The organism is Cellulomonas fulva (assembly GCF_018531375.1).
GTDB lineage: Bacteria > Actinomycetota > Actinomycetes > Actinomycetales > Cellulomonadaceae > Cellulomonas > Cellulomonas fulva.
In genome coordinates, this window is record NZ_JAHBOH010000001.1 from 2,730,892 (window position 1) to 2,746,304 (window position 15,413).

A 15,413-nucleotide genomic window follows, 5' to 3' on the forward strand; every position below is an offset into this window, starting at 1 on the left:
GGTCCGGGCGGGGGGCACGCACGATGACGTGGAGAGGCGAACGTGAGCGACAGCCAGACGCAGTGGTGGGCACCGACCGGTGCCGGCGAGCCGTCGCCCCCGCCGGCGCCGCAGCAGCCTCCGCGCCGCTCGCGCGAGCGGGGGCGTGAGGCCCGGCAGCGGCAGGCGCAGCGGCGCCGCACGACGTGGGTCGTGATCGTGGTGCTCGCGCTGCTCGTCGCTGCGGGCTACGTCGTCTGGTCCTCGATCGACGACGTCTTCGGCGGGTCGGGCAAGCCGGCGGCGACGACGGGCGCCGACTTCCCGGGTCCCGGGCACGGCAGCGCACAGGTCGTCGTCAGCCCCGGCGACAGCGGCCAGGCCATCGGCCAGACCCTCGAGGACGCGGGCGTGGTCGCGTCGGCGTCGGCGTTCGTCGCGGCCTACGGGGCGAACCCCGCCGCGACCGGGATCCAGCCCGGGACGTACCAGCTGCTGCTCGAGATGCCGGCGGCGGACGCCGTCGACGCGCTGCTGAACCCCGCGAGCAAGCTCCAGACCAAGGTGACGATCCCGGAGGGGCTGACGGTCAAGCAGATCGTCACGCGGATCAGCGAGAAGACGTCGATCCCGCTCAAGGACCTCCAGGCCGCGGTCAAGGACCCCGACTCGTTCGGCCTGCCCGAGCAGGCGGGCGGCGAGGTCGAGGGCTGGCTCTTCCCGGCGACGTACGAGGTCCAGCCCGACGACGGCGCGACCGACCTGCTCCGGCAGATGACCTCGGCGACGGTCGACGCGCTCGAGGGCGCGGGCGCCCCGAAGGACCAGTGGGAGGACGTGCTCATCAAGGCGTCGCTGGTCGAGCGCGAGGCCAAGCACGACGAGGATCGCCCGAAGATGGCCCGCGCGATCGAGAACCGGCTCGACGTCGGCGAGCTCCTGCGCATCGACGCGTCGGTCGCGTACGGCGCCGGCGTCTCCGGCACGGAGCTGACGCAGGCGATGCTCGACGACGCGAGCAACCCCTACAACCTCTACCAGCACGCCGGGCTGCCGCCCACGCCGATCGCCGCTCCGGGGAAGAAGTCGATCGAGGCGGTCATGGACCCCGCGGACGGCGACTGGATCTTCTGGTGCACCGTCAACCTGGAGACCGGGGAGACCGAGTTCGGCGTGACGATCGACGACCACAACGCGTGCGTCGCCAAGCTCAACGCCTGGATCGAGGAGCACGGGGACGAGTGAGCGCCCCGGACGCTCGCCGGGCCGCCGTGCTCGGCCACCCGATCGCGCACTCGCTCTCGCCGCGCCTGCACCGGGCGGCGTATGCCGCGCTCGGCCTGGGCGGCTGGTCGTACGACGCGCACGACGTGACGGAGGACGAGCTCGCGGCATTCGTCGCGGGCCTGTCCGACGAGTGGGCAGGGCTGAGCCTGACGATGCCGCTCAAGCACGCGGTCCTGCCGCTGCTCGACCACGTCGAGCCGCTCGCGCAGGTCGTGGGCGCCGTCAACACCGTCCTGCCGCAGGGCACGGGCCGTGCGCGCACGCTCGTCGGCGCCAATACGGACGTCTACGGGCTGGTCACCGCGCTGGGCGAGGGCCTGGGCCCGCGCCCGGACGGGGATGACGCCGCGCGACCGGTCGGCTCGGCGCTGGTGCTCGGCGCCGGCGCCACCGCGGCCTCGACGCTCGCGGCGCTCGCCGAGCTGGGCTGCCCGACGCCCGTCGTCCTGGTGCGCTCGATGGCGCGCGCCGGCGGGCTCATGCGTGCCGCGCACCGGATGGGCGTCGAGCCGTCGTTCCGCTCGCTCGACGAGGCCGCGGCGCTGCTGCCGCGCGCCGACGTGGTCGTGTCGACGCTCCCGCCGCACGCCGCGGACGGGCTGGCCGCCGACCTCGCCACCGCGCCGGCGGGCGTGCTGCTCGACGTGGCCTACGACCCGCGCCCGACCGCGCTCCAGGCGGCGTGGGCGCGCCTGGGCGGGACGACGGTCGGCGGCGAGCGGATGCTGCTGCACCAGGCCGCCGAGCAGGTCCGCCTGATGACGGGACGGACCGCGCCGGTCGACGCCATGGACGCCGCGCTCGAAGATGCGCTGACCGCCTGAGCGAGGGTGCCCCGAGTGGGATTCGAACCCACACTGGATCGGGTTTGAGCCGAACGCCTCTGCCGGTTGGGCTATCGGGGCCGCGCGCCAGCATATCCGGCGGCCGCCGTGACGCCGGTCGGGCCGGGCGGCGTGAACATCCTGTGCGTGAAGGGACTCACACCCGCCACAGACCCTGACTGGAGTGGTTGGCGCACTACGCTGTGCCTCGTGACCAAGGACGCCACCCCCGAGACCACGACGGCGACCCCCGACGCCCTCGACCTGACCGCCGCGCCCGCTGCCGACGACGACCGTCCGGCGCCGAGCGGTCGGCCGCTGCGCCGCGCCGTCGTCGCGGAGGACGAGGCGCTGATCCGCATGGACGTCGTGGAGACGCTCCGCGACGGCGGGTTCGACGTCGTCGGCGAGGCCGGGGACGGCGAGCAGGCGGTCGCGCTCGCGACCGAGCTGAAGCCCGACGTGGTCGTGATGGACGTCAAGATGCCGGTCCTCGACGGGATCTCCGCCGCGGAGCGGATCGCCAAGGAGCACCTGGCGCCGGTTGTCCTGCTCACGGCGTTCTCCCAGACCGAGCTCGTCGAGCGCGCGCGGGACGCGGGCGCCATGGCGTATGTAGTCAAGCCGTTCAGCCCCGCGGACCTGCTGCCGGCCGTGGAGATCGCGATCTCGCGGTACTCGCAGATCAGCGCTCTCGAGTCGGAGGTCGCCGACCTCGCCGAGCGGTTCGAGACGCGCAAGCGTGTGGACCGGGCCAAGGGTCTGCTCATGACGAAGATGGGCCTCACCGAGCCGGAGTCGTTCCGGTGGATCCAGAAGACGTCGATGGACCGTCGCCTGACGATGCGCGAGGTCGCCGACGCGGTCATCGAGCAGGTCGGCGGCGGGTCCTGACCCGTCCCGTCCGCTGACCCGGTCCGCGGCGACGCGAGGCACGCGTCCGGCCGGGACTTTAGTCACAGATCGGCAACGAAGCACCGGATGTCCTTGGCGGACACATCCCGGATACAAACCATGGTTACCGTCGCGTCACATTGCACGGGGACCCGATGCCGTCGGGCCCCCGGACGCGTTCCTCACGGAGAGGTGGAACCCATGGTCCGTTCTCATCACGCGATGAGGGCAGCTGCCCTTGCCGGTGCCGTCGCGCTCGTCCTGACCGCCTGCAGCTCGTCGGACGACGATCCCGGCGACACCACGTCCGGCAGCCCTGCGGCCGGCGGTGACGGCGACGCGCTGGTGATCGGCACCCTGCTGCCGCAGACCGGCTCCCTCGCGTACCTCGGCCCGCCCGAGATCGCCGGCGTCGACCTCGCCGTCAAGGAGATCAACGAGAACGGCGGCATCAACGGCGCTGACGTCGTCGTGAAGCACGCCGACTCGTCGGACGCGGACCACGGCGACGTGGCCCCGCAGTCGTGGACGGACCTGCAGAGCCAGGGTGTCCAGGCTGTCATCGGTGCCGCATCGTCCGCCGTGACCCAGCTCGTGGTCGACGACATCACGAACGCCGAGGTCGTCATGGTCTCGCCCGCGAACACGGCGACGAGCCTGTCGGGCTACAGCCCGTTCTACTTCCGCACCGCGCCGCCGGACACCGTCCAGGGCTCCGCGCTGGGCAACCTGATCCTCGAGGACGGCATCGAGAACCTCGGCATCCTCGTGTTCAACGAGGAGTACGGCACCTCGCTGCGTGACGTGGTCAAGTCCACCGTCGAGGCCGCCGGCGCGACCGTCACGTACGGCAACCAGGGCGAGGAGTTCGACCCCACGGCCTCGTCGTTCGCCGACCCCGTCACCGGTGTGATGTCGTCGAACGGCGGCAGCGCCCCGGACGCGATCGCGATCATCGCCTTCGAGCAGACGAAGTCGATCGTCCCCGAGCTCGTCGCCGCCGGGTACAAGGGCCGCGTCTACATGGTCGACGGCAACACCGCGGACTACTCGAAGGACTTCGAGTCCGGCACGCTGGCGGCGTGGACGTCGCAGGGCACCATCCCCGGCGCGTTCCCGAACGACGAGTTCAAGGCGCGCATGCTCGAGGTCGACCCGGACCTCAAGGACTACGCGTACGGCCCCGAGTCGTACGACGCCGCGATCCTCATCGCACTCGCCGCGCTCAAGGGCGGCGGCACCGACGGCGCCACCATCCAGGAGAACATGGCGGCCGTCTCGGGCGCCGACGGCGGCACGAAGTGCACCGGCTTCAAGGAGTGCGCCGACCTGGTGACCGCCGGTGAGGACATCGACTACGAGGCCGCGTCCGGCGCGGGCCCGTTCAACGCGGACAACGACCCGTCGTCGGCGTTCATCGGGATCTACCAGTACGAGGACGACAACACGAACACCTGGAAGAAGGCCGTGGAGGGCTCCGTCGAGGGCTGATCCGCGCTGCTGACCGCTCGTCGGCCCCGGAGGTCCGCGCGACCTCCGGGGCCGACGAGCGTCTGTGAGAGGTCCGACGAGCGGCCGCGCGCGCCGTCGGCGCGCGCGGCACGGTCCGGACGGCAAGAGGCGCCGCGCCCTCGTGCGGTCGCGGCGCCCCGTCGACGGAGCGGAGCAGGTCGCTAGGCGCCCGGCTCGGCGGCCTGCTCGACGTCGGTCGCGAGCGTGCCCAGGTAGAGCTGGATCACCTTCGGGTCGTGCATGAGCTCGCGACCCGGACCGGAGTAGGCGTTGCGGCCCTGGTCGAGTACGTAGGCGCGGTCGCAGATCTGGAGGCACCGGCGCGCGTTCTGCTCGACGATCACGATCGAGACGCCCGCCTTGTTGATCTTGCGGGTGCGCAGGAACGCCTCGTCCTGACGGACGGGGGACAGGCCTGCCGAGGGCTCGTCGAGCAGGAGGACCGACGGGTCCATCATGAGCGCCCGGGCCATCGCGACCATCTGTCGCTCGCCACCGGACAACGAGCCCGCGCGCTGGCGCCGGCGCTCGCCGAGCGCCGGGAAGATGTCGGTGACGAACTCGAACCGCTCGGTGAACCGCTTCGCGTCCTGGAAGATGCCCATCTGCAGGTTCTCCTCGATCGACAGCGAGGGGAACACGTTGTTGGTCTGGGGGACGAACCCCACCCCGCGGCGGACGAGCTTGTCCGCACGCTCGTTGGTGATCTCCTCGCCGCCGAGCGTCACCGTGCCCTGCCGGATCGGGACGAGCCCGAACAGGGCCTTGAGCAGGGTCGACTTGCCGGCCCCGTTCGGGCCGATGATCCCGACGAGCTCGCCCGGGTGCAGCACCAGGTCGCACCCGTTGAGGATGTCGACGCCGGGGAGGTAGCCCGCGTAGAGGCCGGTGGCGGCGAGCAGCGGCTCGCCCCCGGGAGCCCCGCGGTGGACGTCGGGGCCCGTGGTCTGCGTCACTTGGTCGCCTCCTCGGCCTCGGCCTCGGCCTCGTACTGGTCGGCGGCGCCCTCCTCCAGGAGCGCGTCGTCGCCCAGGTCGGTGTCGTGGTGCGCGCCCAGGTAGGCGTCGACCACGGCCTGGTCCTGCATGATCGTGCCGGGCGGACCCTCGGCCACCGTGCGGCCCTCGGCCATCACGACGACCCAGTCCGAGATGTGCCGCACCATGTGCATGTCGTGCTCGACGAAGAGCACGGTCATGCCCTCGTCGCGCAGCGCCTGGATGTGCCCCAGCAGCGACTGGGTCAGCGCGGGGTTCACGCCGGCCATCGGCTCGTCGAGCATGACCATGGTGGGACGGGTCATGAGGGCGCGGGCCATCTCGAGGAGCTTGCGCTGACCGCCGGACAGGCTCCCGGCGAAGTCGTCGGCCTTGTCGCCGAGCTTGAACCGCTCCAGCAGCTCCCGTGCGCGCTCGGTGATCTCCGCCTCCTGGGCGCGCCACAGCCACGGGAGGAGCGACCCGAGCACGGTCTCGCCGCGCTGGTCGACCGCGCCGAGGCGCATGTTGTCCATCACGGTCATCCGGGACAGGGCCTTGGTCAGCTGGAACGTGCGGACCATGCCGAGCCCGGCCATCCGGGCGGCCGCCTTGCCCTGCACCTGCCGGCCCTCGAACGACCACGTCCCCGCGTCGGCCCGGTCGAAGCCGGTGAGCAGGTTGAACAGCGTCGTCTTGCCGGCGCCGTTGGGCCCGATCAGTGCGGTGATCGCGCCACGCTGGACCTCGAGGTGCTCGACGTCGACGGCATGGATCCCGCCGAACGTCCGGCGCACGCCGTCGGCCACGATGATCGGGTCCGGCTTCGGCGCGCCGGGGCTCCGCGGCACCGCCGCGAGGTCACGGGCGATGCGTTCGCGGGACACGGCGCTGCGCGCCGTCGCGGACTCGGCCGGGTCGGGGACGGTCGCCGGGTCCGGCGTCGTCCCGTCGGCGGGGGAGGTGCCGGGGGGAGTCTCAGCGGACATCGATCGCCAGCTCCTTCTTGTCGCCGAGGATGCCTTGTGGTCGGAAGATCACCAGCAGCATGAGCGTGGCACCCACCAGCATCCAGCTGAACGCCTCGGACTGCGTGCTCGAGATGAAGGACAGCTCCGCGTCCCGCAGCACGCTCTTGACGAGCATGAGCATCGTCCACATCAGGATCGAGCCCAGGACCGGACCGAACACGGTCGCGGCGCCGCCGAGCAGCAGGATCGTCCAGATGTTGAAGGTCATGGTCCGGCCCATCGTGTCCGCCTGCACCGAGGTCGGCAGCGTGTAGAAGATGCCGGCCACGGCGCCCCCGACGCCGCCGAGGATGAGCGCCTGCATCTTGTAGCCGTACACGTTCTTCCCGAGCGCGCGCACGGCGTCCTCGTCCTCGCGGATGCCCTTGAGCACCCGCCCCCACGGGCTGCGCATCCAGCGCCACACCAGCAGGCAGCCGATCGCCACCGCGGCCCACGCGGCGACGCGCAGCCACCAGCTGCTCCCCGCGCAGTTGGGGTAGGTCCAGACCCAGATCGTCGTCCTGCCGTCGGGGAACGGGCAGAGTGCCTCGAAGGACTTCTTGTAGCCGTCCCCGCCCGAGAGCCCGGAGTTCCCGCCGGTGAGCCAGGTGAGCGACGTCGAGCGGCTGATGATGCGCACGATCTCGGCCGCCGCGATCGTGACGATCGACAGGTAGTCGCCGCGCAGCTTGAGCGTCGGGATGCCGAGGATGATGCCGAAGATGATCGCGGAGACCATCGCCGCGATGACGGACGCCCAGAATGGCCAGCCGGCGATCGCGGTGATGGCGTACGAGTACGCGCCCAGGAGCACGAAGCCGGCCTGGCCGAAGTTGAGCAGACCGGTCATGCCGAAGTGGATGTTCAGGCCGATGGCGGCCAGGGCGTACGCGGCGGTCGCGGGCGCGAAGGCCTCGCCGGCGACGTTCGTGAGGATGCGGGTCCAGTCCATGGTGTCCCTCCTGGCCTCAGCCGATCCGGTCCCGCCGGCCCAGGATGCCCTGGGGCCGGACGAGCAGGACGAGGATGAGGATGAGCAGCGCGCCGGCGTACTTCATGTCCGACGGGATGACGAGGCTCGACATCTCGGCGACCACGCCGATGACGATCGAGCCGGCGAGCGCGCCCCACGCGGTCCCGAGACCGCCCAGGGTGACGGCGGCGAACATGAGCAGCAGCACCGTGCCACCCATGTTCCAGGCCGTCGACTGGAAGTAGAGGCCGACGAGCACGCCGCCCAGCGCGGCGAGGCCTGCGGCGCCGATCCACACGATCCGGATGACGCGCTCGACGCCGATGCCCGAGGCCGCGGCGAGCGCCGGGTTGTCCGACACGGCGCGCGTCGCGCGGCCCGTCCGGCTGTAGAGCAGGAAGACGGCGACGCCCGCGAGCACCACGATCGCGATGCCGGCCGAGACCAGACCCTGCACGGTGAGCGTGACGGGGCCGATCCGGACCGGGTCGGGGTTGCTGGTGTCGATCCGCAGGCGTCCGCCGCCGTAGATGAACTGGTACAGGTACTGCAGCACCATCGAGAGCCCGATCGTGACGATCATCTGCTGCGTGAGCCCGACCCGCCGTCGGCGCAGGGGGCGCCACAGCCCGGCGTCCTGCAGCCAGCCCGTGGCGGCACCGCAGAGGGTTGCGACGAGCGCGGCGACCCAGACGTTCATCCCGAGCGTCTGCACGAAGGTGTAGGCCAGCACCGCGCCGAGCGTCACCTGCTCGCCGTGCGCGAAGCTGCTCAGCCCCGTCGTGCCGTAGATGAGCGAGAGGCCCACGGAGGCGAGCGCGAGGAGCAGACCGAACACGAGGCCGTTCGCGAGCTGCTGCGCGACCCGCTTGCCGGTCACGCCGCTGCCCGACGAGGCGGGCGCGTCGGTCCCGGGCTCGTCGCCCGGCGCCGCGGTCGGGCCGGCGCTGGCGCCCGACGTCGGCGTGGCGGTCGGTCCCGACGAGGTCGGCTCGCCCAGCGCGAAGAGCACGCGGGACTGGGAGTTGAGCAGGGCGTTCACGGTGCGCGACGTGGTGCTCGGATCACGCAGCGTCTCGCCCTCGGGGAGCGTCTGCGGGTCGATCGTCACGGTGTAGGCGCCCGCGGTGGTGATCGGCACCGACCACGCACCGTCGTCGTCCGTCGCCACCTGCACCGTCTCGCCGGCGCCCTCGACCGTGAGCTGGACACCGACGGCGGGCTCGCCGTCCGCCTGCTTGAGGGTGCCCAGCACGCAGCCGGTCGAGGCGTCGGGCGTGCACGGGCCGTCTCCCGTCGCGGCCGACGCGGCGGTCGGCGCCACGAGGGACAGCACCGCGAGGACGACGGCCGCGACGAGGACCAGGGCTCCGCTCGTCCGGCGTCCGCGGTCTGACCGCCTGAGCGTGTGCCGTGTGTCCGTGCCGGGTGCTCGTCCTGGATGGCCGAGTGCGCTCACCGAGGACCTCCGTCCGTCTCCTCGCGCGACCGGCCCGGGGGTGGGCGGTCGTCCTGCGTGTCGTGGTCGTGCGTGTCGCAGTCGTGCGTGTCGCCGTCGTGCCGCTCCCGCCACCGGACGCGACACTGCGCCTGTTGGCTACCGGTCGGTACGGACGCGAGCCCGGCCGACGTTAGGGACTGATTGTGTCGGGATCGTTTCGGCAGCATGCCTCCTCGGGCCGCGTGTCGCACGATCGGGTGCGTCGCGACACGCCGGCCGGCCGGGACGCGCCGGGGAACCGGTGAGCGGTCCCAGGCAGGACTAGGCAGCACGGGCCCGGGTGGGCCATGATCGACCTCGGCGCCACCGTGGGCAGCGGGACGTCGACCTCACTCGACCGGATCCCCCTCGTCCGCCGGAGGTGTCTACCGTGCGTCCCGGAGTGCAAGCGCGAGCTGCCCGCCCCGAGGATCTCGACGACCTCGTCCACCTGTCCATGGAGGCGCGCAAGGAGACGGGTGTCGGTGCGCAGCTGTGCACCGACGACGCCGAGCGCCTGCGTCGTCAGCTGGGCGCGTTCCTCGCCGTCGACGGCGGGCTCGTGCTCGTCGGCACGATCGACGACCAGCCGGCCGGCCTGCTGCTGGCGCGGCTCGTCGGTCCCAGCCTGTTCTCGGACTCGGCCTCACTCGCGCTCGAGGCGCTCTACGTGATGCGCACGGCCCGCCGGCGCGGCCTGGGCCACGTGCTCGTCGCGACCGCCGCGGAGGCCGCCGAGCAGCACGGCGCGGCCGAGGTCTACGCCGCACCGCTGCCCGGTGCCCGCGGCATGCAGCGGTTCCTCGCGCGGCTCGGCTTCGCGCCGGCCGCGGCGTACCGCGTCGCGGGGACGGCCGCGCTGCAGCGTCGGCTCGCGCACGACGCGACGGCGGGCACGGGCGCCCGACGGCCCGGTACCCGGGGTCTCGAGGACCTGATCGCCCGGCGTCGTCAGGCGCGTGAGGCGCGGCAGCCGCTCGAGGAGCAGACCGCGTCGCTGAGCGTCCAGGTCAACCCGACGGTGGCCCTGCGGCGGACGTCGCCGTCGTCCCGCGGCATCTGGTAGCGCCGGCGGCCTCGAGCAAGAGCGGTGCGCGTCAGAGCGCGTCGACGATCATGCACGTGAGCCGGGCCGTGCACAGCCGGCGGTCGTCCTCGTCGACGACGACGATCTCGTACGACGCGGTGCGCCGGCCGAGGTGCAGCGCGGTCGCGGTGCCGGTGACCGTGCCGCTGCGGGCGGCGCGGTGGTGGGTCGCGTTGAGCTCGATCCCGACGGCGCCACGGCCCGGGCCCGCGTGCGCGACCGCCGCGTAGGAGCCGAGCGTCTCCGCCAGCGCCGCCGAGGCCCCCCCGTGCAGCAGCCCGAACGGCTGGGTGTTCCCCTGGACCGGCATCGTGCCGACCGTGCGCTGCGCGCCGATCTCGGTCACGACGATGCCGAGCCGCTCGATCAGGGTGCCGCGCTCGTCCCGCAGGGCGTCGGGGGTGTCAGTCATGGCAGATAGGTTGGCACCCGTGAGCGACGTCCAGCCAGCCGGGTCCACGCCTGACCAGTCCGCCGACCAGCCCGCCGTCGAGCCCGCCGACCAGCCTGCGGTCGAGAGCGCCCGGCCGCAGCCGTCCGGCCAGCCCGCGCGGCTGCTGCTGATCGACGGGCACTCCATGGCCTACCGCGCCTTCTTCGCGCTGCCCGTGGAGAACTTCTCGACCTCGGCGGGCCAGCCCACGAACGCGGTGTTCGGCTTCACGTCGATGCTCGCCAACCTCCTGCGGGACGAGCAGCCGACGCACGTGGCCGTCGCGTTCGACCTGGGCCGCACGACGTTCCGGACCGAGGTGTACGAGGCGTACAAGGGCACGCGCGACGCGACGCCCGAGCCGTTCCGGGGTCAGGTGGACGTGATCCGCCGGGTGCTCGAGCCGCTGCACATCCCGGTCATCACCAAGGAGCGGTTCGAGGCGGACGACGTGCTCGCCACCCTCGCGACCCAGGCGACCGCGCAGGGCATGCAGGTGCTCATCTGCACGGGCGACCGGGACGCGTTCCAGCTCGTGTCGGACGACGTGACCGTCCTCTACCCCGTGCGCGGCGTCTCCGAGCTCGCCCGGATGACGCCCGAGGCGGTCGAGGCCAAGTACGGCGTCGGGCCGGCGCGGTACTCCGATCTCGCGGCCCTGGTCGGCGAGACCTCGGACAACCTCCCGGGCGTCCCCGGCGTGGGACCCAAGACGGCCGCGAAGTGGCTCACGCAGCACGACGGGCTGGAGGGCGTCGTCGCGGCGGCCGAGCAGATCACCGGCAAGGCGGGGGAGTCGCTGCGCGCGAACCTCGAGCAGGTGCAGCTCAACCGTCGCCTCAACCAGCTGGTGCTCGACCTGGACCTGCCCGTCGGGCCCGAGGACCTCGAGGCGCGGCCGTGGGACCGCCAGGCGCTGCACACGATCCTCGACGAGCTCGAGTTCCGCACGCTGCGGGACCGGCTGTTCGCGATGCTCCCGGACGAGTCGAGCGCGTCCGCGGTGGCCGTCGCGGCGGCGGCGCTCGAGCTCGCGGACCTCGCCGACGGCGCGCTCGAGGGCTGGCTCGCCGCGCGTCGGCAGCACGCGCTGGGCCTGGACGTGCGCGGGTCGGGTGCGCCCGCGGGTGGCGACGCCTGGGGAGTCGCGATCGCCGACGCCGACGGCCAGGCGGCCCTGGTCGACCTCGCGGCGGTGTCACCGCAGGACGAGGCGGCCCTGGCGGGCTGGCTCGCGGACGCCGAGGCGCCGAAGATCGTGCACGGCGCCAAGGTGGCCGCTCACGCGCTGCGCGGCCGCGGTCTCGCGCTGGCCGGGGTGGTGCAGGACACCGAGCTCGCCGCGTACCTCTGCCAGCCGGACCGCCGGGCCTACGACCTGCCCGACCTCGCGATCGGGTACCTGCACCGCGAGCTCGGTGAGGACGAGGGCTCCGCGGGCGGCCAGGGTGCCCTCGACCTCGAGCTCGACGGCACGGACGAGGACCGGCGCGCCGCCGTGCGCGCCGCGGCGGTCCGCGACCTCGCCGAGGTGCTGGACGCCGAGGTCGCGGACCGCGGTGCGCGCCACCTGCTGACCGACGTCGAGCTGCCGCTCGAGGACGTGCTGGTGCGCCTCGAGGCGACGGGCATCGCGGTCGACGCGCCCTACCTGGCCGAGCTCGAGCGCGGCTTCGGCGCGCAGGTGACGGCTGCGGCGGCGGACGCGTACGCCGTGATCGGCCGCGAGGTGAACCTCGGCTCGCCCAAGCAGCTGCAGGAGGTTCTCTTCGACCAGCTCGGCATGCCCAAGACCAAGCGGATCAAGACGGGGTACACCACCGACGCGGCCGCGCTGACGGACCTGTACGCGCGCACGCAGCACCCCTTCCTGGAGCACCTGCTCGCCCACCGGGACGCGATCCGGCTGCGGCAGACGGTCGAGGGCCTGCAGCGGTCGGTGGCGCCCGACTCCCGCATCCACACCACCTTCCAGCAGACGATCGCGGCGACCGGTCGGCTGTCCTCGACCGACCCGAACCTGCAGAACATCCCGATCCGGACCGAGGAGGGCCGCCGCATCCGGCGTGCGTTCGTCGTCGGACCCGGGTTCGAGACGCTGCTCACCGCGGACTACTCGCAGATCGAGATGCGGATCATGGCCCACCTCTCGGGTGACGAGGGCCTGATCGCCGCCTTCCGCTCGGGGGAGGACCTGCACAGCTACGTCGGGTCGCGCGTGTTCGGCGTGCCCACCGACCACGTGACCGCCGCGCAGCGCTCCAAGATCAAGGCGATGTCCTACGGCCTGGCGTACGGGCTCTCGTCGTACGGCCTGTCGCAGCAGCTCGGCATCGAGGTCGGCGAGGCGGCCGAGCTCATGCGGGACTACTTCGAGCGGTTCGGCGGCGTGCGCGAGTACCTCACCGGCGTGGTGGACGAGGCACGGGCGACCGGCTACACCGCGACGCTGCTGGACCGGCGCCGCTACCTTCCCGACCTGACGAGCGACCACCGGCAGCGGCGCGAGGCGGCCGAGCGGATGGCGCTCAACGCGCCGATCCAGGGCAGCGCGGCGGACCTGATCAAGCTCGCGATGCTGGGGGTCGACGCCGAGCTCACGCGGCGCGGCCTCGCCTCCCGGATGCTGCTCCAGGTGCACGACGAGCTGGTGCTCGAGGTCGCCGCCGGCGAGCGGGACGAGGTCGAGCAGCTGGTCCGGGAGCAGATGGCCGGGGCGGGCGATCGGCTGCCCGGCGGGCCGCTCGACGTGCCGCTGGACGTGAGCGTCGGCGCGGGCGCGAGCTGGCACGAGGCCGGGCACTGACCCGCCCGCGCTGACCGCACCCGGAACCTCTCGCGCGAACCTCCGAAAGTCCTCGTAGCGAAACGGTGTGTCGTACGCCACACTGCTAGTCGCCGACGGCAACGAGGCCGTCGTCCGTCCGAGGGAGGCGTGCGTGAGCGACACGTTCGACGAATCGTCTGAGACCCCGTACCAGCAGGTCCAACGCAGCGAGGAGTTCCAGGCCCTGCGGCGCCGCTTCCGGCGCTTCGTGTTCCCGATGACCGCGCTGTTCCTGGCGTGGTACTTCCTGTACGTCCTGCTCGCGGACTACGCGCACGACTTCATGTCCACGAAGGTGTGGGGCAACATCACGGTCGGCCTGCTCTTCGGCCTCGGCCAGTTCGTGTCCACGTTCGCCATCACGATGATCTACGCGCGGTGGGCCAACAACCGGCAGGACCCGGTCGCGGACCGCCTGCGTCGGCACATCGAGGACGGCACGCTCAACACGGGAGAAGCAGCGTGAGCGCCGGGGGGACGGTGCTCGCCGCGGAGACGACGCAGATCGGCGAGCCGGCGGTCAACATCGGCATCTTCGCCCTGTTCGTCCTCGTCACGCTCGTCGTCGTGTTCCGCGCCTCGCGCAACAACAAGACCGCGGCGGACTACTACGCGGCCGGGCGCTCGTTCACGGGACCGCAGAACGGGACCGCGATCGCGGGGGACTACCTGTCCGCGGCGTCGTTCCTGGGCATCTGCGGCGCGATCGCGATCAACGGGTACGACGGCTTCCTGTACTCGATCGGCTTCCTGGTCGCCTGGCTCGTCGCGCTCCTGCTGGTCGCCGAGCTGCTGCGCAACACGGGCCGGTTCACCATGGCGGACGTCCTGAGCTTCCGGCTCCGGCAGCGGCCCGTCCGCATGGCCGCAGCGCTCTCGACGCTCGCGGTGGTCTTCTTCTACCTGCTCGCGCAGATGGCGGGTGCCGGCGGACTGGTGGCGCTGCTGCTGGGCATCGAGGGCACCGCCGCGCAGGGCGTGGTGATCGCCGTCGTCGGCGCGCTGATGATCCTGTACGTGCTGGTGGGCGGCATGAAGGGCACCACCTGGGTGCAGATCATCAAGGCGATCCTGCTGATCCTCGGCGCGGGCGTCATGACCGTCTGGGTGCTCGCGAAGTTCGGCTTCAACCTGTCGGACGTCATGCAGGGAGCCATCGACGCCGCGGGGGAGGGCGGCGAGGCGCTCATCGAGCCGGGCAAGCAGTACGGCGCGTCCGCGACGAGCCAGCTCAACTTCCTGTCGCTGGCGCTGGCGCTGGTGCTCGGGACAGCCGGTCTGCCGCACGTGCTGATGCGCTTCTACACGGTGCCCTCGGCCAAGGAGGCCCGGCGCTCCGTGGTCTGGGCGATCTGGCTCATCGGCATCTTCTACCTGTTCACGCTCGTGCTCGGCTACGGCGCCGCGGCGCTCGTCGGGCCGGACGCGATCAAGGGCGCACCGGGCGGCGTGAACTCGGCGGCCCCGCTGCTCGCCTACGAGCTCGGCGGCACGATCCTGCTGGGCCTGATCTCGGCGGTCGCGTTCGCGACGATCCTCGCCGTGGTCGCCGGCCTGACGATCACCGCCGCCGCGTCGTTCGCGCACGACATCTACGCGAACGTCATCAAGCGCGGCGACGTGAAGCCGGACGGCGAGGTGAAGGTCGCCCGGATCACCGTGATCGCGATCGGCATCCTCGCCATCATCGGCGGGATCTTCGCCAACGGGCAGAACGTCGCGTTCCTCGTGGCCCTCGCGTTCGCGGTCGCGGCGAGCGCCAACCTGCCGACGATCCTGTACTCGCTGTTCTGGAAGCGGTTCAACACGGCCGGCGCCCTGTGGAGCATGTACGGCGGCCTGGTGTCCTGCATCGTCCTGATCGCGTTCTCGCCGGTCGTCTCCGGCAAGGTCGACCCGACGACGGGGGAGAGCCTGTCGATGATCAAGGACACCTCGATCGACTTCCACCTGATCCCGTTGGAGAACCCGGGCCTGATCTCGATCCCGCTCGCGTTCCTGCTCGGGATCCTGGGCACCCTGCTCAGCAAGGAGAAGCCGCACCCGGAGAAGTTCGCGGAGATGGAGGTGCGCTCGCTCACCGGAGCGGGTGCCGAGAAGGCGACCACGCACTGAGTCGTCCCCCCG

The 15,413-nt window shown here is 72.1% G+C and carries 13 protein-coding genes and 1 tRNA gene; 8 read left to right on the forward strand and 6 right to left on the reverse strand.

Going from position 1 to position 15,413, the window contains the following annotated elements:
• Positions 1-42: 42 nt before the first annotated feature.
• Positions 43-1,224, forward strand: a complete 1,182-nt coding sequence (mltG, locus tag KIN34_RS12135; protein WP_214350859.1) for an endolytic transglycosylase MltG — start codon at positions 43-45, stop codon at positions 1,222-1,224.
• Positions 1,221-2,090: a shikimate dehydrogenase gene (locus tag KIN34_RS12140; protein ID WP_214350861.1), complete on the forward strand. Its 870-nt coding sequence runs from the start codon at positions 1,221-1,223 to the stop codon at positions 2,088-2,090. Before mltG ends, KIN34_RS12140 begins: the two co-directional genes overlap by 4 nt.
• 7 nt (positions 2,091-2,097) lie before the next feature.
• On the opposite strand, the gene KIN34_RS12145 is transcribed toward KIN34_RS12140, so the two are convergent.
• Positions 2,098-2,171, reverse strand: a tRNA-Leu gene (locus tag KIN34_RS12145).
• Positions 2,172-2,300: 129 nt separating this feature from the next.
• On the opposite strand from KIN34_RS12145, the gene KIN34_RS12150 reads away from it, so the two are divergent.
• Positions 2,301-2,984: an ANTAR domain-containing response regulator gene (locus KIN34_RS12150; protein ID WP_214350863.1), complete on the forward strand. Its 684-nt coding sequence runs from the start codon at positions 2,301-2,303 to the stop codon at positions 2,982-2,984.
• 201 nt (positions 2,985-3,185) lie between these two features.
• Entirely contained in the window at positions 3,186-4,475 is a 1,290-nt protein-coding gene (locus KIN34_RS12155) for an ABC transporter substrate-binding protein (RefSeq protein ID WP_214350865.1), read from the forward strand.
• A 182-nt stretch (positions 4,476-4,657) separates the two neighbouring features.
• Here KIN34_RS12155 and KIN34_RS12160 read toward each other — a convergent pair whose 3' ends face one another.
• Genes KIN34_RS12160 through KIN34_RS12175 form a run of 4 tightly spaced genes read right to left on the reverse strand, consistent with a single transcriptional unit; the run spans position 4,658 to position 8,783 of the window.
• The gene (locus KIN34_RS12160) at positions 4,658-5,452 is read right to left on the reverse strand and encodes an ABC transporter ATP-binding protein (RefSeq protein ID WP_214350868.1); all 795 of its coding nucleotides are present in this window, start codon (positions 5,450-5,452) and stop codon (positions 4,658-4,660) included.
• The gene (locus KIN34_RS12165; RefSeq protein WP_214350870.1) at positions 5,449-6,462 is read right to left on the reverse strand and encodes an ABC transporter ATP-binding protein; all 1,014 of its coding nucleotides are present in this window, start codon (positions 6,460-6,462) and stop codon (positions 5,449-5,451) included. The genes KIN34_RS12160 and KIN34_RS12165 overlap by 4 nt, the downstream gene beginning before the upstream one ends.
• Positions 6,452-7,438: a branched-chain amino acid ABC transporter permease gene (locus KIN34_RS12170; protein ID WP_214350872.1), complete on the reverse strand. Its 987-nt coding sequence runs from the start codon at positions 7,436-7,438 to the stop codon at positions 6,452-6,454. The genes KIN34_RS12165 and KIN34_RS12170 overlap by 11 nt, the downstream gene beginning before the upstream one ends.
• 16 nt (positions 7,439-7,454) lie before the next feature.
• Positions 7,455-8,783: an ABC transporter permease subunit gene (locus KIN34_RS12175; protein WP_307858210.1), complete on the reverse strand. Its 1,329-nt coding sequence runs from the start codon at positions 8,781-8,783 to the stop codon at positions 7,455-7,457.
• A 559-nt stretch (positions 8,784-9,342) separates the two neighbouring features.
• Between KIN34_RS12175 and KIN34_RS12180 the strand changes: the two genes are divergently transcribed.
• Positions 9,343-10,005: a GNAT family N-acetyltransferase gene (locus KIN34_RS12180; protein ID WP_307858211.1), complete on the forward strand. Its 663-nt coding sequence runs from the start codon at positions 9,343-9,345 to the stop codon at positions 10,003-10,005.
• A 31-nt stretch (positions 10,006-10,036) separates the two neighbouring features.
• Here the strand turns inward: KIN34_RS12180 and KIN34_RS12185 are convergent, their stop codons facing one another.
• Positions 10,037-10,438, reverse strand: a complete 402-nt coding sequence (locus KIN34_RS12185; RefSeq protein WP_214350876.1) for a hotdog fold thioesterase — start codon at positions 10,436-10,438, stop codon at positions 10,037-10,039.
• Between KIN34_RS12185 and polA the strand changes: the two genes are divergently transcribed.
• The 3 genes from polA (at position 10,437) to KIN34_RS12200 (ending at position 15,401) form a co-directional block, all read left to right on the forward strand.
• A complete protein-coding gene (gene polA, locus KIN34_RS12190; RefSeq protein ID WP_214350879.1) occupies positions 10,437-13,265 on the forward strand; it encodes a DNA polymerase I in 2,829 nt (942 codons plus the stop codon). The two genes, KIN34_RS12185 and polA, sit on opposite strands and share 2 nt — an antisense overlap.
• 133 nt (positions 13,266-13,398) lie before the next feature.
• Positions 13,399-13,752, forward strand: a complete 354-nt coding sequence (locus KIN34_RS12195; protein ID WP_214350880.1) for a DUF485 domain-containing protein — start codon at positions 13,399-13,401, stop codon at positions 13,750-13,752.
• A complete protein-coding gene (locus tag KIN34_RS12200) occupies positions 13,749-15,401 on the forward strand; it encodes a monocarboxylic acid transporter (protein WP_214350882.1) in 1,653 nt (550 codons plus the stop codon). The genes KIN34_RS12195 and KIN34_RS12200 overlap by 4 nt, the downstream gene beginning before the upstream one ends.
• Positions 15,402-15,413 lie beyond the last annotated feature (12 nt).

Coding starts and splice junctions, on each gene's coding strand:
- KIN34_RS12155 (WP_214350865.1), top strand. CDS start 3,186: ATGGTCCGTTCTCATCACGCGATGAGGGCAGCTGCCCTTGCCGGTGCC.
- KIN34_RS12165 (WP_214350870.1), bottom strand. CDS start 6,462: ATGTCCGCTGAGACTCCCCCCGGCACCTCCCCCGCCGACGGGACGACG.
- KIN34_RS12170 (WP_214350872.1), bottom strand. CDS start 7,438: ATGGACTGGACCCGCATCCTCACGAACGTCGCCGGCGAGGCCTTCGCG.
- polA (WP_214350879.1), top strand. CDS start 10,437: ATGGCAGATAGGTTGGCACCCGTGAGCGACGTCCAGCCAGCCGGGTCC.
- KIN34_RS12185 (WP_214350876.1), bottom strand. CDS start 10,438: ATGACTGACACCCCCGACGCCCTGCGGGACGAGCGCGGCACCCTGATC.